Raw genomic sequence first — 19,768 nt, forward strand, 5'->3', positions numbered from 1 at the left:
GGGCGGCGGACGACGGGGCGGCGGACGACGGGGCGGCCGTGGGCGCAGACGGCGCGGCGGACGACGGCGCGGCCGTGGGCGCGGAGGGCGCGGTGGCCGACAGGACCGCCGTGCCGGCGGCCGGGTCGTACGCGGTCAGCTGGAGGTTCTTCGCCTCCGGGGCGACCGCCGCACCGTCCTTGCCGGGCGTGCCGATCGCGGCCTGCTGCGCACCCGGCTGGGCGGGCGCGACCGGCAGGGTGCCGGCCGCCGGACTCCCGGCGGCGCCGGAGGGCTGCGAGGGGGAGGCGGCGGCCGTGCTCGGCGCCGGGGCGTGCGGCGCGCCGGACGGCCGCGCCTTCGCCGGGTTCGCCTGGGAGGTGGCGGAGGCCGTGGCGGCCGCGCCGTCCGCAGCGCCGGCCACGGTGACCGAGGAGGCCTGCTGCGCGCCGGACGTCGGGCCGCACGCAGCGACGCCGAGCAGCAACAGCGATACGAGGGCAGGGCGGACCGCCGTGCCGAGGGGACTCTTCAACAGGACTCTTTCGAACCGCCGGCGGCCGCGCACACGACCGCCCGGGACCAGTGGGTTCGGCAGCGGCCTCGAACGGCCGCGCCCACCGCTATGTTACTGACGGGGAATAAGCTTGTCGAAGACATGCAAACGGTGAAGAGCGCATCACATGAGCGCCAAAACCCTTGCCAGACTGTGGACTTGGCGAAGCGCCAGGCGGCGGCCCCGGACCTTCGGCGGGTGTCCACCCGGCAGCGTACCGCCGGTCGGCGGGCTGCCACCCCCGCCGATCGACCGGGTCATTCCCCGCCGGGAATTGTCGCCCTCACCCCTCCCCCGCAGGATGGAACCCGTCCGGACACAACGCCGACACAACGCGAGGAGCGCACCATGACCGCCGTCACCGCACAGGAGATCGCCGACCGTTACATCGCCCTCTGGACCGAGCCGGACCCGGCGCTGCGTCGCAAGGCGATCGAGCTGGTCTGGGCGGAGGGCGGCGTCCACCTCCTCCAGCCTCCGGCGGAGATCCGCGACCGGGCCGCCGAGCTGGGCTTCGAGGACACCGTCCTGGAGGCCTCGGGGTACGACGCCATCGAGGCCCGGGTGGCCCGCAGCTACCGGGACTTCGTCGCGCCCGGCGAGTTCACCTTCCGTGCCCGGGACACCGCGGTCCGGCTCCGCGACTGCGTCAGGTTCACCTGGGAGATGGTCCCCGTCGCCGGCGGCGAGGCCGTGGGCAGCGGCACGGAGGTCCTGCTGCTGGACGACGAGGGCCGGGTCACCACCGACTACATGTTCCCCGCCTGAGCACCCGTCCGGGGCCGCCCCTGGCTACGGCCTGGCGCCGCCCGCCGCCCGCAGTGCGGCGGCGGTCGCCTCGTCCGCGGGCAGGAAGGCCTCCAGCTTCAGCTCCGCGAGCGTGATGTCGACGGCGGTGGCGAAGGTGGTGATGGTGGTCATCAGGTGGAGGTCGCCGCGCGAGCTGCGCAGGTGCAGCGGCACGGCGAAGCCGAGGTGGTCGGCGCCCGGGCTCTCCAGATCGGGGACGTACGAGGCCAGTTCGGCGTGCAGCTCGCCCAGGTGGGCGGTCCGTTCGACGATGTGGCGGGCCCAGGCGGCGAAGTTGATGATGCGCGGGGCCATGCCGTCGGGGTGGAGGGCGAGGCGGTAGGCGTTGGTGCCGGGACCGGTCAGTCCGGGGGCGGCGCCCTCGGTGATCAGGTCGAGGCCCGCGTTGGCGGCGACCACGTCGCCCCGGCGGTCCACCACCACCGCGGGGTAGGGCAGGTGACCGGTGAGGATGTGGTCGATCGCCGAGCGGACCGGGGCGAGGTCGGGTCCGTCCAGCGGGCTCTCCGGGTAGGCGGGGGCGTAACCGGCGGACAGCAACAGCTCGTTGCGCTCGCGCAGCGGGAGGTCGAGGGACTCGGCGAGCCGGACCACCATGCCCCGGCCCGGCACCGAGCGGCCGGACTCGATGAAGCTGAGATGGCGCTGGGTCGTCCCGGCGCGGGTGGCGAGGTCGAGCTGGCTGATCCGGCTGCGGGTGCGGCGCTCGCGGAGCGTCTGGGGAAAGTCCACGAACCAGTTCTAACCGCTGCGGCGGCCCGGCGGCCATACCCGTCCGGGTGTCAGGCACCCGGACGGACGCCCTGCAGGACGCCCTGCCGAAATCTCTGCCGGACGCCTCGGCAGATGCGCTGCCGGGCCCCGGTCAGACGCCCTTCCTCGCCTTCACCGTGCCGTCGGCGATGGCGGCCGCCAGCGCCGCGTGGTCGGTCACCGTCTGATCGGCGTAGCGGACGGCGAAGTCGGCGACCGCCTCGGCGAAGGTGTCCGCGCGGCCGAGGTAGCCGGTGATGGCGAGGCGGTCGCCGGAGCGCGCGTGGGCGCGGGCCAGCGCACGGCCGCAGAGGTCCGCGTAGCCCCGCAGGCCGGCCGGGGGCATGCCGGCGACGTCCGCCGAGCCCTTCATGTCGCGCAGTTGGCGGCCGTAGAAGTGCCGGCCCGCGGCGCCGGTGGTCCAGCCGAGGAAGATGTCGCTGGCGGCCTGCATCAGGTGCTGGCCGGTGACCACGCGGCGGCCGCCGTGCACGACGGGCACCTCGGCCTGCGGGCGGGCCGGAAGGTGGTCCTCCAGGACCGACCGGCCGGCCTCCTTGATCTGGAGGAAGAGCGGGTCCTTCTCGTCACGGCCCTCCAGCAGGACGATGAAGCAGCGGGTGCCGACGCTGCCGACGCCGACCACCTTGCGGGCCGCGTCCACGAACCGGAACCGGTCGAGCAGGACGCGGCGGTCCTCGGCGAGGGTGGCCCGGTAGTCGCTGAAGACCTTGCCGACCTTGCGGAGTTCGTTCTGCGGCAGCGGCTCGATCAGCGGCGGCTCGCTGATGATCCGGCGCCGGCCGTCCTCGGTGGTCTCGGTGAGCTTGCCGAAGGCCTGCATGCTGGTGCGGCGACGGGCCCGCTCCAGATTGGCCTCGGCCTTCGCGCGCTGACCGCGCTTGCGGATCAGCGGGAGCACGTCCTCGATGTCGATCCGGGCGTACCAGACGTCGAGTTCGCTCATCCCGGCCAGCCGGTGCATCGCGGTGGCGTAGCCCTGGGCGGCGGAGAACGCGGCCCGGCGGACCCGCGCCTCGTCGTGCCCGTTGTCGCGGGCCGCGACGGCCACGCTGGCCGCGAGCCGTTTGACGTCCCACTCGAACGGGCCGGGGTAGGTCTCGTCGAAGTCGTTGACGTCGAAGAGCACGGCGCGCTCCGGCGAGGCGTACACGCCGAAGTTCATCAGGTGGGCGTCACCGCAGAGTTGCACGGTGATGCCGGTGTCCGGGCCGGCCGCGAGGTCGGCGGCCATGACGGCGGCGGCGCCGCGCAGGAAGGTGAAGGGGGTTTCGGCCATCCGCCCGTAGCGGATCGGCAGCAGCTCGGCGACCCGGTCGGCGCCCTGCTGTTCCAGTACGCGGACCGGGTCGGGCCGGTCGGCGGCGGGGATCCAGCGGCCGTGGGCGGAGCGGGAGACCCGGTCGCGGGCGGCCCGGCCGCGCCGGCGGCGTTCGGCGGGACTGGTCATGCGCGGCTCCTCGGGCTCGGGTGCGGCTCCCCGGTCGTCGGAGCGCCCACGGTCGCGACGCTAGGACACCCGGCGGGCGGCGGCACGTCGGGACGCGGGCGGGCCGGTGTGCGGACCGGGCCGCCCTCGGCCGAACGGGTGACGGGCCGTCGCGCGACCGCCCCGGACAGGCCCCTAGCCGACGACGAAGTCGGCCATCATCGCCATGTCCTCGTGCTCCAGGTTGTGGCAGTGCAGCATGTACGCCCCCGGGTAGTCGGTGAAGCGGACCAGCACCTCCACCACCTCGGCCGGCCGCAGGTCGACGGTGTCCTTCCACCCGGCGTCGTACGGGCCCGGGGCGGCGCGGTTGCGGGAGAGCACCTGGAAGTGGTCCAGGTGGAGGTGGACGGGGTGGTGGACGTCGGTGAAGAACCGCCAGACCTCGGTGGTGCCGAGGGCGGGCCGGGCGAGCACCCGGCCGGGCTGGTAGGGCTGCTGGTTGATGGTCCAGCCGTTGTCGCGGCTGCGGCGGAACCCGAAGGTGCGGGTGGTGACGGCGGCGGCCCGGTCGAGTCGTTCGAAGGCGGAGAGCCGCTCGGGCACCGTCGCGTCGTCGGTGACGGTCCGCGAGGAGACGTCGAAGAGCATCACCTCGGCGGTCCGCTCGCTGCCGAACCGGTTCACCAGACGGACGGCGGAGCCCGGCTCGAAGCGGGAGAAGTCGACCACGACGTCGAAGCGCTCGGCCGGGGCGATCTCGATCCCGTCGTGCGTGCGCGGCGCCTCCAGCAGGCCGCCGTCGCCGCCGATCTGGACCAGCGCGCCGCCGCCGGAGGGCTGCGGGTCCAGCTCCAGGCGGTAGAGGCGGGCGTTGGAGGCGTTCAGCAGGCGCAGCCGGTAGCGGGCGCGGTCCACCTCCAGGCGCGGCCAGGGGGCGCCGTTGACCAGGATGACGTCGCCGAGCACGCCGTCCATGTAGTCGCCGGTGACGCCGGGGACGGCGAGCGCGGGGTCGATCGCGGGGTAGCGGAAGGAGCCGTCCTCCTCGAAGGCGCGGTCGCTGAGCATCAGCGGGACGTCGCGGTCGCCGCGCGGCAGCGGCAGGGCGTCCTCCTCCTCGTCGTGGACCAGGTGGAAGCCGGACAGGCCGCGCCAGATGCCGGGGCCGGTGAAGCCCATCCGGTGGTCGTGGTACCAGAGCGTGGCGGCGCGTTGCCGGCCCGGGTAGGTGTAGGTGCGGTCGCCGTCGGTGGTCCGGCCGAGCAGGACGGCGGCGTCCGTGCCGGGCATGGAGGGCATGCCCGGCATCGAGGCCATCCCGCGCATCCACTCCGCGGCCGTCGGCGCCGGGGCGGTGTCCGGGCCGCCGGACCGGGCGGGCAGGATCAGGTCGGTCGGGTAGCCGTCGCTGTCCGCCGGGGTGTGGCCGCCGTGCAGGTGGACCACCGAGGGCACCGGCAGCTCGTTGCGGTGGTGCACCACCGCCTGCCGGCCGGACCGGACGGCGAGGGTCGGGCCGGGCCAGCTGCCGCCGTACGTCCAGGCCTCGGTCTTCAGGCCGGGCAGGATCTCCAGCCGGGCGACCTGCTGGGTGATCTCGTAGTAGTCGGTGCCGTCGTCGCTGCGCAGCGGAGCGAGGACGTGCGGCACCGGCAGCGGCACCCGGAACGCCTCCGGCCGCTCCAGCGCGCTGGTCAGCAACAGGCCCGGGCGGCCCTCGGCGAGCAGCCGCGCGGCGGCGGGGAGGGCGAAGGCCCCCAGGGCGCCCGCGCCGGCCGCGGCCGCGCCGATCCCCAGGAACCGGCGACGGTTCACGGTGCCACCTCCACGGGCCCGCCCGGCCGGGGCAGCAGCCCGGCGCCGTCCGGGCCGCCGGGGCCGCCGGGGCCGCCGCGGCCGTCCGGTCCGTCCGGCACCTCCGGGGCGGGGCTGCGGGCGGGCAGCGGCAGCCGCCAGGCGCCGGCCGCACCGGACAGCGTCCCGCTGAGCAGCAGCGCGCCCAGCACCACGTGCAGGCCCAGGGTGCGGTCGTAGCCGAAGCCGACCTGGAGGATCACTCCGGCCGTCAGCAGCGCCGCCACCACCAGCGGGCGGCGCGGGCCCCGGCCGGACCGGCCCACCAGCGCCGCCACCACCAGCTGGACGAGCACGGCGGCGGCGAGCGTCATCGCGCCGGCCTCGTGCAGGGCGAGCGAGTCGTAGTGCCCGTTGAGGAAGCTGCCCGCCAGCACGGTCTGCCCGAGGGCCAGCGCGGCCGTGGCGGTGGCGGTCGCCCGCAGCAGGATCAGCGGCCGGCGGGGCGCGGGGGCCACGGGAGGACTGCTCATGAGTGGGCTTCTCTCTGCTCGGCCGGGCGGCGGGGGCTGGGAACGGCAAACGCCCCCGGAGGCGGAGACCTGCCCCGGGCGGCGCGGCGGCGAGCGTAGCTGATCGGACATCACGATCAGCTTCAGTAGCCGGTGTTGGCGCCGGAGCCCACTCCAATGCGCCGGTCCGGAGCCCTGGTCTCACCCGTTCGGGTGCACCGGCGGGCCGGCGCACCGGCCGTCCGTCCGCCGCCCCGGTCTTCCGGAGCAGCGGACGGCCGTGGGCCCGGCGACACCCCCGTCACCGCCGGGCCCACGGCCGCCCCCCGCCACCGGGCCGCCGCCGTCCGCTACTGCTTACCGCCGCCCGCCGCCACCGGGCGGGAGCGGAGCAGTGCCCGGGCCGGCAGGCCGGTCGCACCGAGGCAGAGCAGCACGGCTCCGGCGGCCAGCGGCAGGGCGGTGCCGGCCGGGACGTGCGGGGTGGCGCCGGCGATGCCCCGGGTGACCGGGACCAGCGTGATCCAGGCGATCACCCCGCCCACGGCCAGACCGGTCGCGGCGACCAGCAGCGCCTCCCAGCGCATCATGCCGCGCACCTGCCGCCGGGTGGTCCCGGCCAGCCGCAGCAGCGCGACCTCGCGGCGCCGGTCCAGCACCGTCATGACCAGGGTGTTGGCGGCGGTGACCGCCGCGAAGCCGCCCAGCACGCCGGCCATCACCGTGTTCGCCCAGGCGCCGGTCTCCCGGTCCCGGTCGGTCTGGGCGGCGTAGCCGGCCCGGTCGGTGACGGTGACGCCCCCGGTGCCGGTGAGCCCGGCCAGTCCGGCGGCGACGGCCGCCCGGTCGGCGCCCGGCACGTCCGCGACCAGCAGCCGGCTGTCGTAGCCGGCGGTGACGTGCTCCGCGACCGCCGCCCGGGGCAGCAGCACCTGGCCGAAGCCGAGGCCGCGCTCGTAGGTGGCGACCACCGTCGGCTGCACCCGGGTGCCGTCGCCGAGCCAGAGCGGGGCCCGGTCGCCGACCTTGACGCCGAGCGTGTCGGCGAGCGCCGCGTCGAGGGCGACGGTGTCGGCCGAGCGGCCGAGGTCCGCCAGTGCGCCGCTCCTCACCCCGAGGTCCAGCACCCGGGGCAGCTGCGCCGGGTCGCCGTTGACGCCGAGGGCGGTGGCGCCGGCCAGCCGGTCGCCGTCGCGGTAGACGGCGCCGGTGTGCAGCACGCCGACGGCGGCCGCCACGCCGGGCACCTCGGCCGCCTGCGCGGCGGCGCCGACGGGCAGACCGGGGCCGGCCGGGCCGACCACGTGGTCGGCGGTGGTGCCGCTGCGCACCTGTTCGCCGGTGACGTGGCTGATGGTGCTCTGGAGGAAGAGCAGGGTGCCGCAGAAGGCGGTGACCATCACGATCGGGGTGATCGCCGAGGCCAGCCGGCGGGCGTTGGCCCGGGTGTTGTCGGCGGCCAGCGAACCGGGCGCGCCGGCCGCGGCCCGCAGCGGGGTGCCGAGCACCCCGGCGGCGGCCCGGGCCACCCAGGGGCCGAGCAGCGCGACGGCCATCAGGAAGCACATCACCACGCCGAGCGCGGTGTTGGCGGCGTCGGCCCCGTCCAGGCCGGCCGCGACGGCGGACAGTGCCACGCCCCCGGCGGTGAACAGCACCCCGGCGGCGGTCCGCAGCCGGCCCGGCCGGCGTGGCTCGACGGCGGCCGCGCCGAGCGCCTGGCCCGGCCGGAGCCGGGCCGGGCCGCGGGCGGCGAGGAAGCCGGCGGCGAGCGCGGCGAGCGTGCAGGTCAGGACGGCGGCGACGGCCGGCAGCGGGCCGGCGTCCAGCGTGACCGTGCCGGGCACGGCGCCGCGGGACACCAGCTCGTCGAACCACCAGCGGGCCAGGGCCAGCCCGGGCAGCACGCCGAGCGCGCCGGCGGCCGGTGCGACCAGGACCGCCTCGGTGGCGATGGTGCGGCGGATCTGCCGCGGGGTGGCGCCGATCGCCCGCAGCAGGGCGAACTCGCGGGCGCGCTGCCCGGTGGCGAGCGCGACGGTGCTCATCACGACGAACACCGCGGTCATGGTGGCGATGCCGCCGAAGGAGCCGCCCAGGGCGGTCAGCAGGGTCCGGCTGCCGGTGAGCGCGGGCTGTTCGGCGGTGCCGCGGCCGTCGCCGGTGAGCACCTCGGCCTCGCCGCCGACGGCCTGGCGGACCTGCGCCGCGAGCACCGCCCCGGTCACGCCCTCGCGGGGCTGGACGGCGATCGCGTCCACCCGGCCGGGGTGGCCGGAGAGGCGGTCGGCGACGGGGTCGGCGAACCAGGCCTGCGGTCCGCCGGCGCCCGGGGACGCGGCGAGGCCGACGACGCGGTAGTCGCCGCTGCCGCCGGGCGCGGTGAGGGCGACGGTGGCGCCCGGGGTCAGGTGGGCCGTACGCGCGGTGTCCGCGTCGAGGACGACCTCGCCGGCGCCGGGGGCGCGGCCCTCGACCAGCGTCTCGCCCGGGCCGGCGATGCCGAGCGCGGCGAAGCCCCGGCCGGTCAGCCCGGGCAGGGCGGGGGCGCCCTGGCCGCCGGTTCCCGCCGGGACCGGGAAGGCGGTGTCCGGGCGGGCCGCCGCGACGCCTGCCTTCGCAGCGATCCGCCCGGCCAGGGCCGCGTCCACCCGGGCCCGCTCGGGGAGGGCCTGCGACACGGTCTCGGTGTCGTCGGCGACCTTCCGGGTGATCGAGACGGTCGGGTCGGCCGCGACCACCACCGGCGCCTGCGCGTACCGCACCGGCGGCACGCTCGCCGTCAGGCCGGTCTGCAGCAGGGTGCCGCAGGCCATGATCACGGCCGCGCCGAACAGCAGGGCGATGAAGGTGCCGGCGAAGGACGCGGGCCGGAAGCGCACCGAGGCGCGCGCCAGTCCGTTGCTCACGCGGCCACCCCCACCGGGCGGGCGGTCAGCCGGACCATCCGGTCCGCGACGGCCTGCGGGTCCGGGTGGTACAGCTCGCCGGCGAAGGCGCCGTCGGCCAGGAAGAGCGCGCGGTCGGTGAAGGACGCGGCCACCGGGTCGTGGGTCACCATGACGACGGTCGCGCCCATGGTGTCCACCGCGTGCCGGAGCAGGCCGAGCACCTCGTGCGCGGTCCGGGTGTCCAGCGCGCCGGTCGGCTCGTCGGCGAAGACCACGTCCGGGCGGGTGATCAGCGCGCGGGCGATCGCGACGCGCTGCTGCTGGCCGCCGGACAGCTGGCCGGGCCGCCGTCCGGCGTGGTCTCCGAGACCGACCTGGGCCAGCAACTCCCTTGCCCTGGAGCGGTCCTGGCGCTCGCCGGCCAGCCGCTGCGGCAGCAGCACGTTCTGCAGCACCGTCAGCGAGGGCAGCAGGTTGAACGACTGGAAGACGAACCCGATCCGGCTGCGGCGCAGCTTGGTGAGCCGGTTCTCGCTCAGCCGGGTGATCTCCTCGCCGCCCAGGTACACCTCGCCGCCGTCCGGCCGGTCCAGGCCCGCCGCGCACTGCAGGAAGGTGCTCTTGCCGGAGCCGGAGGGCCCCATCACGGCGGTGAAGGTGCCGCGGTCGAGCGCCAGGTCGATGCCGCGCAGCGCGTGCACCGTCTCGGCGCCGCGCCCGTAGCTGCGCCGGACCGCCCGCAGCTCGATCGCGGCGTGCGCGGGGCGTCCGAACTGCTCGGCGGAGTCGTGCTGTTGGCGGTCGCGGCGGGGTGCCATGGCGGGGCCTTCCTGGAGGAGTCGTCGCTGGTCGTCGACGTGTTCCAGGCTAGGAACGGCGCGCCGCCCGGACCATGGAGGCCACCGGCGGACGGAGGGTGGGGATATCCCCACCCCCGCCCCTGCGGCTCACACCGTCTCGCCCGCGATCCGTTCGTACGTGGTGCGCAGGGCGGCGAGCGCGGGGTGGGCCGGGTCGAAGGCGGTGCCGTCGACCGCGGCGACCGGGCGGACGCCGACGCCCGCGTTGAGCGCGAACGCCGCCACGAACCGGTCCAGGCCGTCGGCGCGGACGGGTTCGCGCCGCTGCGGGCCGGGGTGGGCGGCGGCCAGCAGCGCGGCGGTGACGCCGGGCAGTGCCTCGCCGTCCGGCCAGACCAGCCCGTGACCGTCGTGGAAGCCGATGTTCCAGGTGGCGCCCTCGGTGATCCTCCCGTCCAGACCGGTCAGCAACGCGTCGTCGTAGCCGTCGAGTTGGGCCAGCCGGCGCTGCCGGATCAGCCCGAACAGCCCGACGTGCTTCACCTCCGGCAGCTCCCGCCGGTACGCGGCGGTGCGCACCCGCAGCGGGCCGGGCGGCGCGGCCGGCGCGGGGCGGGTGGTGACCAGCAGCTGCGGCACGGCGGGCGCGCCGGGGCGCTCCAGGCCGAGCGCCGGGTCGAACACGGTCACCCGGACGATCACCGGCGCCCCGTCGGCGGGCAGGGCGGCGCGGATCCGCTGCCGCAGCACCGCGCGGTCCAGCTCCGCGGCGAACACCGTCCGGCAGTCCCGTACCAGCCGGTCCAGGTGCAGGGCGAGCCCGCGGACCCGGCCGGCCTCGGCGCGCAGGGTGGTGAAGTGCCCGTAGTTCAGCAGCCCCAGCGCGGCCAGCCGGGCCGGGTCGGCCGGGGCGCCGTCGATCTCGATCTCAGCCATGGCCCGAGTCTCCCAGCCGGCGGGCCGGGTCCGCGTCCGGCCCGGGGCCGGGCGGCGGGTCAGTCCCGGGCGAGTGGGCCGTGCGGGGGCCCGGGGAGGCGGATGGCGGTGCCGTCCGGCCGGCCGGGCGTGCCGACGGGCCGGCCGCCGCCGCTGTCACCGTGCCCGAGCCGGTACGCCAGCCCCTCCGGCTCGCCGATGTCCGCCCAGCGCCAGGCCTCGGCCCACCACTGCGGCCCGCGGACCAGCGGCCGCCCGGCGAGGGCGAGGTGCAGCGCCAGCGTCGACCGGGCGAAGTCGCGCACCCAGCCCTCGCTCTGCCGGTACGCGGCGGTCTCGTCCAGCCGCAGCCAGCGCCCGTCGGGGCCGTCGTGCCCGGCGGAGAGCAGCGGCACCCAGCCGTGCGGCCCGTCGGCGAGCAGCAGGACCAGCCGGCCGCCCTCCTCCGCCACCCGGTAGGGCGGGAGTTGGGGCATCCGGGCCAGGCCGAGCGCGTGCTTCCAGGAGACCACCCAGAGGCCGCGCCGCAGGTAGTAGCGGACGGCGTGCTGCCACGACCAGTGCGCCTCCAGCCGGTAGCCGGGCAGGCCCTCCGCGGTCGCCGCCCGGTACACCGCGTCGAGCGCGGCGCAGGCCAGCCCGCGGCCGCGCGCGGCGGGGCGCAGGTAGACCGAGGAGACGGCCAACTGCCCCGGCCCCTTGGTCCAGTTGTCGACCGCGATGGTGCCGACCGGCTCGCCCCGCTCCCCCAGCACCCAGTACCGGCGCCGGTACAGCTCGCCGTCCGGCCACTCCCGGCCGCTCTCGCCGAGCCGCCGGCGCAGCGCCCGCTCCGACTCCGCGTCCAGCGCCTCCGGGTCGACGCGCTCGGCCAGCTCCCCCTCCGCCCGGGACGCCACGTCCCAGAGCGCGAACCGCCGCCCGTCCCCCGCCTCCACCGCCCGCAGCCCGGCCGCCGCCCCCAGCCGTTCCTGCGCCCGCTCCACCGCTGCATCCCAGGACCTCACCACGGGCTCCAGGATAGCCGCCCCCGGACACCGAACGTGACGCGTCCGGCACCGAACGCGAGCGCGAAGGGTGATGGTGGGGGAAACCCGACCACGGGTCTCGACCTGGCCGTCATGACCCCGGCGGGCGGCCCGCCTGGAATGGACGGGTGCTGATTCACCGCGGCCGCGACGGCCGTTCCCGCGACCGGACCCGGCCTCCCGGCCGCCGCTCCGGCCACCCCGCCCGACGGTGCGCCGCCCGGTGGTGCGCCGCCCGGTGGTGCGCCGGCTGGCTGGCGGCCGCCGGCTGGGCCGGTACCCTCCCGCTCGTCTCCGGGCTCGCACCGCACCGCAGTTGGGGCGTGGCCGCGGCAACCGGCTTCCTGGCAGCCGCCGTTGCCGCCGTCCTGGTCCGGCCGTGGCGGCGGGCCCGGGCGGTCTCGCTGACGGTGGCGGCGGCCGGGGCCGTGGTCGTCCCGCTGCTCTGGCTGGTGCTCACCGGGCAGGGGCAGAGCGAGGTGGGCGTGATCGAGCGCTCGGGCACGCTGCTGCTGGAGCACGGCTCGCCCTATCTGGCCGAGCCGCGCACGGTGGCCGAGTACACGCCATACCTGCCCGGCATGGCGCTGCTCGGGCTGCCCCGGGCACTGCTCGGGGCCGACGGCTGGGCGGCCCGGCTGCTCGGCGACGCCCGACTGTGGTGCGCCGCCGTCTTCCTCGGCTGCCTCCGAGCCTCGGGCCGCCCGGACCGCCGCGGGCTGGGCGTGCTGACCGCCTCGCCGCTGGTCGCGCTGCCGCTCTGCGTCAGCGGGGTGGACCTGCCGATGACCGGGCTCTGCTGCCTCGCCCTGGCGCAGGCGGCCCGGGGCAGGGCCACCGGTGCCGGGCTGGCGCTCGCGCTGGCCTGCTCGCTCAAGTGGACGGCCTGGCCGGCGGTCGCCGTCGTCGCCGCGCTGCTGGCCTCCGTGGCCGGCCGGCGGGCCGCGCTGCGCGGTGCGGCGGTCGCGGTGGCGGGCACCGCCGTGCTGGTGCTGCCGGCGGCCTGGCGTTCGCCCGGCCCGCTGGTCCGGCAGGTGTTCGCGTTCCCCACCGGCCGCGGCGAGCTGCCCACGCCGGCCGTCAGCCCGCTGCCGGGGCACCTGCTCGCCACGCTCGGCCCGGCCGGCTGGTGCACGGCCGTCGCACTGCTGCTGCTCTCCGGCCTCGCCGTCGCCGTGTCCCTGGCCGTCCGCCCGCCGCGGGACGTGACCGGCGCCGCCGACCGGCTGGCGCTCGGCCTCGGCCTGGCCTTCCTGCTGGCACCGGCCGGGCGGTTCGGCTACCTGGCGGTGCCGCTCGTGCTGGTGCTCTGGGCGCGGCTGCCGGAGCGGACCCGCCGCTCCCCCGCCCGGGCACCCGGGCCCGCCCCCGCTCCGCCCGTCCTCCCCGTCCCGCCCGTCCTCCCCGTCCTCCCCGTCCTGTTCCGCTTGACCGGAACCCGAACCCGAACCGAGGTTGCACCGACCCCATGGCCACCACACTCGTCGTCACCAACGACTTCCCGCCCCGGCAGGGCGGCATAGAGACCTTCGTCCACGCGCTGGCCACCCGGCTGCCGGGCGAGGTCGTCGTCTACACCTCGGCCGAGCCCGGCGCGGCCGGCCACGACGCCGCCCTGCCCTTCCCGGTGGTCCGCGACCGGGCCCGCACCCTGCTCCCCACGCCCCGGGTCACCCGGCGGGCCGCCGAGCTCGCCCGCACGTACGGCTGCGACCGGGTCTGGTTCGGCGCCGCCGCCCCGCTCGCGGCGATGACGCCCGGGCTGCGGCGGCAGGCGCCCGGCATCCGGCGGACCGTCGCCACCACCCACGGCCACGAGATCTGGTGGGCCCGCACCCCCGGCGCCCGCCGGCTGCTGCGGCGGATCGGCGACAGCGTGGACGTGGTCACCTGCCTGGGCGCGTACACCCGGGCCCGGATCGCCCCGGCGCTCGGCCCGCGGGCCCGGGTGGAGCGGCTGGTGCCCGGCGTGGACACCGCCCTGTTCCGCCCGGCGGACGGCCGTCCCGCGGACGCCCCGGGGCCGGACGGCGGAGCCGCTGCCCCGGTGATCCTCTGCGTCGCCCGGCTGGTGCCGCGCAAGGGCCAGGACACCCTGATCCGCGCCCTCCCGCTGGTCCGGCGGACGGTGCCCGGGGCCGTCCTGGTGCTGGTCGGCCAGGGGCCGGACGAGCAGCGGCTGCGCGCGCTGGCCCGCCAACACGCCGCGCCCGGGTCGGTGGTCTTCGCCGGCGGCCACCGGCACGCCGCGACGGCCCCCTTCTACGCGGCGGCGGACCTCTTCGCCATGCCCTGCCGCACCCGGCGGGCCGGCCTGGAGGCGGAGGGGCTGGGCATCGTCTTCCTGGAGGCCGCGGCGGCCGGACTGCCCGTGGTGGCCGGCCGCTCGGGCGGCGCGCCGGACGCCGTGCTCGACGGGCGCACCGGCGCGGTCGTCGACGGCCGCAGCCCGGCCGACGTCGCCTCGGCCCTGGTCCGGCTGCTGGCCGCCCCGGCCGCCGAGCGGCGGCGGCTGGGGGCCGCCGGGCGGCGCTGGGTGCGGGAGGAGTGGTCCTGGGAGTCCTCCGCGGCCCGGCTGGCCGAGCTGCTCGACCCCGCGGCCGCGGACCGGCCCTACGCTCCGCGCAGGTGAGCCAGCACGGCGAGCACCCGCCGGTTGCCCTCGGCCGGGTCGAGGTCCAGCTTCATGAAGATGTTGCCGCAGTGCTTCACCACCGAGGCCTCGGTGATGCTCAACCGGCCGCCGATGGCCTGGTTGTTCAGCCCCTCCGCCATCAGGCCGAGCACCTCCCGTTCGCGCGGGGTCAGCCGGGACAGCGGCCGGTTCTCCGCCTGCTGACGGAGCAGCACCCGGACCACCTCCGGGTCGATCACGGTCTGCCCGGCCGCCACCCGCCGCAGCGCGTCCAGGAAGTCGCCCACGTCGCCGACCCGGTCCTTGAGCAGGTAGCCCAGACCGGCCGGCTGGACGCCGGCCTCGCCGATCAGCCGGGTGGCGTACGGGGTGGCCACGTACTGGGAGAGCACCAGCACCGGCAGCCCGGGGTGCCGGGCGCGCAGGTCGAGCGCCGCCCGCAGGCCCTCGTCGTGGAAGCCGGGCGGCATCCGGACGTCGGTTATCACCACGTCCGGGCGGTCCGCGTCCACGGCGGCGGCCAGCGCGGTCGCGTCGCCGACCGCGGCCGTCACCTCGTGGCCCCCGCGGGTGAGCAGTTCGGCGAGCCCGGCGCGCAGCAGCACGGCGTCCTCCGCGATCACGAGCCGGAGCACGGCACCTCCATCCGGAGCCTGGTCGGCCCGCCGGTCGGACTGGTCACCATCAGCCTTCCTCTCAGGATCGCGACCCGGTCGGCCAGCCCCTGCAGTCCGGCCCCGGCGGCCGGGTCGGCCCCGCCGCGGCCGTCGTCCGTCACCTGGAGCACCAGCCGGCCGCCCTCGACCCGGCCGAGGACGGTGATGGCGCCGGCCCCGCTGTGCTTGGCCGCGTTGGTGAGCGCCTCGGTCACGGTGAAGTAGGCCGTCGACTCGACCGGGCCGGGCAGCCGCTCCGGCAGGTCGATGTCGACCGTGACCGGGATCGGGTGACGCAGTGCCACCTCCGCGACGGCGGCCGCCAGGCCGTGGTCGGTGAGCACCTGCGGGTGGATGCCGCGGACCAGGCCGCGCAGCTGTTCCAGGGCCAGCCGGGCCTCCCCGCGCGCCCGGCCGACCAGTGCGGCGGCCCGGTCCGCGGCGCCGTCGCCCGGCCCGCGCAGCTCGTACTCGGCCAGGCCGAGCGTCATGCTGAGCGCGACCAGCTGCTGCTGTGCGCCGTCGTGCAGGTCCCGCTCGATCCGGCGGCGCTCGGCCTCGAAGGCGTCGGCCAGCCGGGCCCGCGACCGGGTCAGCTCCAGGACGAGGTGGCCGAGGTCCTCCTCGCGCGGGCCGAGCAGGAACCGCACCAGCCGGACCCGGCCGGTGGTCAGCAGCGCGCCCGCGTAGGCGCAGAGCACCACTCCGGCAAGTCCGACGGCGGTGGCCGGCAACGCCCAGGCCGGCCCGGGGACCGCCCGGCCCGGGATCAGCATCACCGTCTCCGGGGCCAGTGCCCAGACCACGACAGGCGAGACCACGAGCATCGCCGAGAACGCGAGGAGGGCGACGAGACCGAGGTCGGCGGCGGTCAGCACCACCGCGAACAGGGCGGCGTAGGCGAGCTCCCGCCAGGTGGCGCGCTCCCGCAGCCTGGTCCGGAGCCGGGCCCGGCGGCCGGCCCCGGGCAGCGGGCGGTGCGGGTCGGGCACCCGGGCCGGCTCCACCAGCCGCAGCCGGCGCCGTTCCACGACCCCGACCGGGATCCCGGCGAGCGCGGCGCCCAGCAGGACCAGCAGGCCGACACCGGCCACGGAGAGCACGACACCGGCCGACAGCAGCACCGCGAGCACGCCCAGCAGCAGGAGACCGAGGACCGCGCCGCTCAGCGCGTGGGCCCAGCACCGCACCGGCCAGGCCGTCCACAGGAAGCGCAGCGGCCGGGCCCGCAGGGCCTCCCGGACGGCGACGGCCTGCGGCTCCTCGCCGTCCCGGCCCCCGTTGAATCCCCTGTTCAAGCCCCCGTCCAAGCCCTCGTTCAAGCCCCCGTCCGCCCCCGCGCCCATCCGGCCAGCCTAACCGACCCGCTGACGGACCCTCCGCCGTGCGGGCGGGGCGGCCGGGGCCCGGGTCAGGGCCACCGCGGCGACGACCGCGAGGCCGCCGAGGAGGGCGTTCCAGCCGACGGGTTCGGCGAGCAGCACGGCGCCGAGGACGGTCGACCAGAGCGGCGTCACGTAGGTGACGGCGGCGGCGACGGTGGCGCCCGCGGTGCGGACCAGGTTCAGGTTGAGGATGTAGGCGACGCCGGTGCCGAGCGCGCCCAGGACCAGCAGGGCGGCGGCCGGGACGACCGGAGGGCACTGCGGGACACCCGCGACGGACGGGGCGACCAGCAGCAACTCGGCGCCTCCGCAGGTGATCTGGACGGCGGACAGCGCGGTCGCGGAGTACGGGCGGGCGGACAGGTGACGGCGCAGGTAGGCGAAGCCGGCGCCGTAGCAGCAGGTCGCGGCCAGGCAGGCGAGCCCGCCCGCCGTCCCCCCGGAGCCGAGGCCGTGCCACACGCCGAGGACGGTCAGCACCCCGGCGAAGCCGAGAGCCAGCCCGGCCAGGCGGCGGACGCCCGGGTGCCGCTCCTCGGGCACCGTGGCCACCGCGAAGACCAGCGTGAACAGCGGGGTGGTCGCGTTCATCACCCCGGCCAGCACCGAGCTGACCCGGGTCTCGCCGTAGGAGAAGAGCACGAACGGCACGGCGTTGAGCAGCACCGCGGCCACCGCCGAGTGGCCCCAGGTGGCGAGGTCGCGCGGGGCGGACTCGCGGCGCAGCACGAGGATCGCCCAGAGCGCGGCCGCCCCGAGGACGCAGCGCGAGCACGCCACCCAGAGCGGCGGCACCCCCGCGTCGACCGCCACCTTGATCAGCGCGAAGCTCGCGCCCCAGATCGCCGACAAGATCACGAACCCCGGCCACCAGCGCCGCACCTGGACCACCCGCCCTCTCCGTCGTCCGTCCGGCCGTCCGCCGGCTCCGCGTGACAGAGCGTGGCGCGCGGGCGGAACATGAGTCCAACAAGTGACATCGCCGTACGGATGAGGAGGTCTCATGGCCTCGGAGGTCAACCTCGCCCAGCTCCGGGCACTGATCGCGGTCGCCGACGCGGGCGGCTTCGGCGCCGCCGCGGCCGAGCTGGGGATCAGCCAGTCCGCCGTCTCGCACGCGGTCGCCGCCCTGGAACGCGCCCTCGGCGCACCCGTCCTGCACCGCACCACCCCGGCCCGGCCGACGCCGCTGGGCGAGCAGGTCCTCCCGCACGCGCGGACGGCGGTGGCCTCCGCGGCGGCCGTCCGCAGCATCGCCACCCGGCACTCGGGCGGCCTCACCGGGACCGTCCGGCTGGCCGCGCCGACCACCGTCTGCCAGGGGCTGCTGCCCGCCCTGCTGCAGGACTGGCGGGCCGCCCATCCCCGGCTCACCGTCCGGGTGTTCGAGGGCGAGGACGACGAGCTCCCCGTCTGGCTGGGGGCGGGCACGGTGGACGCCGCCGTGCTGGTCGACGCCGACCCGGTCCCGCCGGGGGCGGTGCCGCTCGGCGCGGACTCGATGCACGCCCTGCTGCGCCGGGACCACCCGCTGGCCGGCGAGGCGGCGGTCGACGTGGCCGACCTGGAGGACGACGACTTCCTGCTCTCCGAGGGCGGCTGCGAGCGCCACATCCGCGACGCCTACCGGCGGGCGGGCGTCCGGTTCGCTCCCCGGCACCGGATCCGCGACCTGAACACCCTGATCGGCATGGTGCACGCGGGCGTCGGGGTCTCGGTGATGCCCGCGCTGGCGCAGCCGATGCTGCCCGCCGACTGCGTCCTCGTCCCGATCCGCCCCGCCGCCCACCGCACGCTCACGCTCACCGGACCGGCCGGGCGGCCGTGGTCCCCGGCGGTGAGCGGGCTGCTGGCGGCCGTCCGCACGGCGGGCATCGGGGCCTGAGGGGCCGTCGGGGCCGTGCCGAACGCACGGCCGGCGGTACGGCCTTCTCCGCTGTGGAGACCGGCAGCCGGCCGCCGGGTGCCGGCATCGAGGCGCTGCTTCGGCTGTCCGCCGCCCCGCCCGGACCGCCCGGGCCGCCCGGGCCGCGCGCCGCGGCCACCGGGCCTGGGCTGAACGCGGGGGCTGTCCGGCGGCGGGTCCGCGAAGTCGGCGTGCACCGCCCGGGGTTGACGCACTCCCGGCACAGGTCTATACCAGTGGAGACCTTCGGCGACTCGGCGTCGCCGGTGGTGTCCCCGGGGCCCGTCGCGTCTCCCCCACCGTCAGCGCGGGCGGGCCTCCTCCTGCCGTTTCCTGGAAAGGTTTCCGATGGAACGTGCTCTTCCCCCACACCAGTCGGGGCAGCGGGTCAGACAGCAGCACCGGAGGAGCGGACGGCGCCGGGCCGCGGTCGCGGTCGCCGGCGTCCTCAGCCTGGTGGCCGGCGGGCTGGCGGCGGTCGCCGCGGCCGGCCCCGGAGCCGCCGCGGCCACCGGCGCCACGACCGGGCTGGGCAGCAACTGGTACGCCTCGGCGCCGTACCTGATGCCCGAGGACAACAGCCCGCCGGACGCCGCGGCGGTGATGAACGCGACCGGGCAGAAGGCCTTCCAGCTGGCGTTCATCCTGGACAAGGGCGGGTGTTCGCCGGCCTGGGGCGGCACCTCCTCGATCGACACCGACACCACCATGCCGGCGGTGATCCAGGCGATCCGGGCCAAGGGCGGCGACGTGTCGGTCTCGGTCGGCGGCTACGGCGGCACCAAGCTGGGCCAGACCTGCGGGACGCCGGAGGCGACGGCGGCCGGGTACCAGAAGGTCGTCACCAAGTACGGGCTCAAGGCGGTCGACTTCGACCTCGAGGAGCCGGAGTACGAGAACGCGGCCGCGATCCGCAACGAGATCGGCGCCGCCCGGATCCTGCAGCGGGACAACCCGGGGCTGTACATCTCGATCACCACGGCCGGGACCGGCGCGGGCACCGGCTGGTTCGGGCAGCAGATGCTCAACGAGGCCAAGGCTCAGGGCTTCACGCCCGACAACTACTCGATCATGCCGTTCGACGGCGGGTTCAACGGCGCGGCCGCGCAGATCGACGCGCTGGTGAGGTTCAACGCGATCCTGCAGACCACGTTCGGCTGGAGCGAGGCCAACGCCTATGCGCACGAAGGCGTTTCGCTGATGAACGGGCGCACCGACGCCGCCGAGTACTTCCGGCAGGCGGACTTCCAGACCGTGCTGGACTTCGCGCTCGCGCACAAGCTGGCCCGGTACACGTACTGGTCGGTCAACCGTGACCGGCAGTGCCCGGGGACGGTCGACCCGGGCCTGTCCGGGTCGTGCTCCAGCGTGGTGCAGAACGACTGGGACTTCACCAAGTTCACCGTCCGCTTCGCCGGCGCGACCCCGCCCACCACACCGCCGACCACCCCGCCGCCGACCAGCCCCACCTCCGGCGTCTGCACCGACCCTCCGTGGAGCGCCACCACCACCTACACCGGCGGCAACAAGGTGTCGTACAGCGGCCACCGGTACCACGCCAAGTGGTGGACGCTGAACGAGAACCCGTCGGCCAGCGGCCAGTGGGGCGTCTGGGCCGACGACGGCCCCTGCTGAGAAGAGGAGTGAAGGCCGGCCCGTGTCGAGCCGGGCCGG

At 76.9% G+C, this 19,768-nt stretch carries 16 protein-coding genes and 1 pseudogene; 5 read left to right on the forward strand and 12 right to left on the reverse strand.

Annotated features, from left to right (window positions below; all coding sequences use genetic code 11):
- A pseudogene (locus ABZ885_RS14485) lies at positions 1-514 on the reverse strand (hypothetical protein); the annotation flags it as partial.
- 369 nt (positions 515-883) lie between these two features.
- On the opposite strand from ABZ885_RS14485, the gene ABZ885_RS14490 reads away from it, so the two are divergent.
- A complete protein-coding gene (locus ABZ885_RS14490) occupies positions 884-1,303 on the forward strand; it encodes a hypothetical protein (protein ID WP_360187562.1) in 420 nt (139 codons plus the stop codon).
- A 24-nt stretch (positions 1,304-1,327) separates the two neighbouring features.
- Here ABZ885_RS14490 and ABZ885_RS14495 read toward each other — a convergent pair whose 3' ends face one another.
- The 8 genes from ABZ885_RS14495 to ABZ885_RS14530 all read right to left on the reverse strand — a co-directional run bounded on the left by ABZ885_RS14495 (position 1,328) and on the right by ABZ885_RS14530 (position 11,494).
- A complete protein-coding gene (locus ABZ885_RS14495; protein WP_360187564.1) occupies positions 1,328-2,077 on the reverse strand; it encodes a helix-turn-helix domain-containing protein in 750 nt (249 codons plus the stop codon).
- Between the two features lie 133 nt (positions 2,078-2,210).
- Positions 2,211-3,569 carry a DUF2252 domain-containing protein gene (locus ABZ885_RS14500; protein ID WP_360187566.1) on the reverse strand — a complete coding sequence of 453 codons (1,359 nt, stop codon included), beginning with the start codon at positions 3,567-3,569 and terminating at the stop codon, positions 2,211-2,213.
- 174 nt (positions 3,570-3,743) lie between these two features.
- Positions 3,744-5,366 (reverse strand): multicopper oxidase family protein, encoded by a 1,623-nt coding sequence (locus ABZ885_RS14505; RefSeq protein WP_360187568.1) that lies wholly within the window; start codon positions 5,364-5,366, stop codon positions 3,744-3,746.
- Positions 5,363-5,878 carry a hypothetical protein gene (locus ABZ885_RS14510; protein ID WP_360187570.1) on the reverse strand — a complete coding sequence of 172 codons (516 nt, stop codon included), beginning with the start codon at positions 5,876-5,878 and terminating at the stop codon, positions 5,363-5,365. Before ABZ885_RS14510 ends, ABZ885_RS14505 begins: the two co-directional genes overlap by 4 nt.
- Before the next feature lie 329 nt (positions 5,879-6,207).
- Entirely contained in the window at positions 6,208-8,766 is a 2,559-nt protein-coding gene (locus ABZ885_RS14515; RefSeq protein ID WP_360187572.1) for an FtsX-like permease family protein, read from the reverse strand.
- Positions 8,763-9,566, reverse strand: a complete 804-nt coding sequence (locus ABZ885_RS14520; protein ID WP_360187574.1) for an ABC transporter ATP-binding protein — start codon at positions 9,564-9,566, stop codon at positions 8,763-8,765. The genes ABZ885_RS14515 and ABZ885_RS14520 overlap by 4 nt, the downstream gene beginning before the upstream one ends.
- A gap of 129 nt (positions 9,567-9,695) precedes the next feature.
- The gene (locus ABZ885_RS14525) at positions 9,696-10,484 is read right to left on the reverse strand and encodes an aminotransferase class IV (RefSeq protein WP_360187576.1); all 789 of its coding nucleotides are present in this window, start codon (positions 10,482-10,484) and stop codon (positions 9,696-9,698) included.
- Between the two features lie 59 nt (positions 10,485-10,543).
- Entirely contained in the window at positions 10,544-11,494 is a 951-nt protein-coding gene (locus tag ABZ885_RS14530; RefSeq protein WP_360187578.1) for a GNAT family N-acetyltransferase, read from the reverse strand.
- A 146-nt stretch (positions 11,495-11,640) separates the two neighbouring features.
- On the opposite strand from ABZ885_RS14530, the gene ABZ885_RS14535 reads away from it, so the two are divergent.
- Both ABZ885_RS14535 and ABZ885_RS14540 read left to right on the forward strand, forming a co-directional pair.
- Positions 11,641-13,035, forward strand: a complete 1,395-nt coding sequence (locus tag ABZ885_RS14535; protein ID WP_360187580.1) for a hypothetical protein — start codon at positions 11,641-11,643, stop codon at positions 13,033-13,035.
- On the forward strand, positions 12,981-14,144 hold the full coding sequence (locus ABZ885_RS14540; protein ID WP_360187582.1) for a glycosyltransferase family 4 protein: 1,164 nt from the start codon (positions 12,981-12,983) through the stop codon (positions 14,142-14,144). The genes ABZ885_RS14535 and ABZ885_RS14540 overlap by 55 nt, the downstream gene beginning before the upstream one ends.
- On the opposite strand, the gene ABZ885_RS14545 is transcribed toward ABZ885_RS14540, so the two are convergent.
- The 3 genes from ABZ885_RS14545 to ABZ885_RS14555 are packed head-to-tail and all read right to left on the reverse strand — an operon-like array spanning position 14,126 to position 17,079.
- Positions 14,126-14,782: a response regulator transcription factor gene (locus tag ABZ885_RS14545; RefSeq protein WP_360187584.1), complete on the reverse strand. Its 657-nt coding sequence runs from the start codon at positions 14,780-14,782 to the stop codon at positions 14,126-14,128. The genes ABZ885_RS14540 and ABZ885_RS14545 overlap by 19 nt on opposite strands.
- Entirely contained in the window at positions 14,767-16,101 is a 1,335-nt protein-coding gene (locus ABZ885_RS14550) for a sensor domain-containing protein (RefSeq protein ID WP_360187586.1), read from the reverse strand. Before ABZ885_RS14550 ends, ABZ885_RS14545 begins: the two co-directional genes overlap by 16 nt.
- 57 nt (positions 16,102-16,158) lie before the next feature.
- Positions 16,159-17,079, reverse strand: coding sequence for a DMT family transporter (locus ABZ885_RS14555; RefSeq protein WP_360187588.1), 921 nt, complete (start codon positions 17,077-17,079; stop codon positions 16,159-16,161).
- Between the two features lie 112 nt (positions 17,080-17,191).
- Here ABZ885_RS14555 and ABZ885_RS14560 point away from each other — a divergent pair, with 112 nt between their 5' ends.
- Together ABZ885_RS14560 and ABZ885_RS14565 are read left to right on the forward strand one after the other, a co-directional pair.
- Positions 17,192-18,073, forward strand: a complete 882-nt coding sequence (locus ABZ885_RS14560; protein WP_360187590.1) for a LysR substrate-binding domain-containing protein — start codon at positions 17,192-17,194, stop codon at positions 18,071-18,073.
- 369 nt (positions 18,074-18,442) lie between these two features.
- Complete coding sequence (locus ABZ885_RS14565; protein ID WP_360187592.1) at positions 18,443-19,729, forward strand: chitinase; 1,287 nt, start codon at positions 18,443-18,445, stop codon at positions 19,727-19,729.
- Positions 19,730-19,768 lie beyond the last annotated feature (39 nt).

Source organism: Kitasatospora sp. NPDC047058 (assembly GCF_040643935.1).
Lineage (GTDB): Bacteria > Actinomycetota > Actinomycetes > Streptomycetales > Streptomycetaceae > Kitasatospora.

Bases quoted from the DNA above. Each gene is read 5' to 3' on its own strand.
- ABZ885_RS14490 (WP_360187562.1), top strand. From the start codon at position 884: ATGACCGCCGTCACCGCACAGGAGATCGCCGACCGTTACATCGCCCTC.
- ABZ885_RS14500 (WP_360187566.1), bottom strand. From the start codon at position 3,569: ATGACCAGTCCCGCCGAACGCCGCCGGCGCGGCCGGGCCGCCCGCGAC.
- ABZ885_RS14510 (WP_360187570.1), bottom strand. From the start codon at position 5,878: ATGAGCAGTCCTCCCGTGGCCCCCGCGCCCCGCCGGCCGCTGATCCTG.
- ABZ885_RS14520 (WP_360187574.1), bottom strand. From the start codon at position 9,566: ATGGCACCCCGCCGCGACCGCCAACAGCACGACTCCGCCGAGCAGTTC.
- ABZ885_RS14525 (WP_360187576.1), bottom strand. From the start codon at position 10,484: ATGGCTGAGATCGAGATCGACGGCGCCCCGGCCGACCCGGCCCGGCTG.
- ABZ885_RS14540 (WP_360187582.1), top strand. From the start codon at position 12,981: ATGGCCACCACACTCGTCGTCACCAACGACTTCCCGCCCCGGCAGGGC.
- ABZ885_RS14560 (WP_360187590.1), top strand. From the start codon at position 17,192: ATGGCCTCGGAGGTCAACCTCGCCCAGCTCCGGGCACTGATCGCGGTC.
- ABZ885_RS14565 (WP_360187592.1), top strand. From the start codon at position 18,443: ATGGAACGTGCTCTTCCCCCACACCAGTCGGGGCAGCGGGTCAGACAG.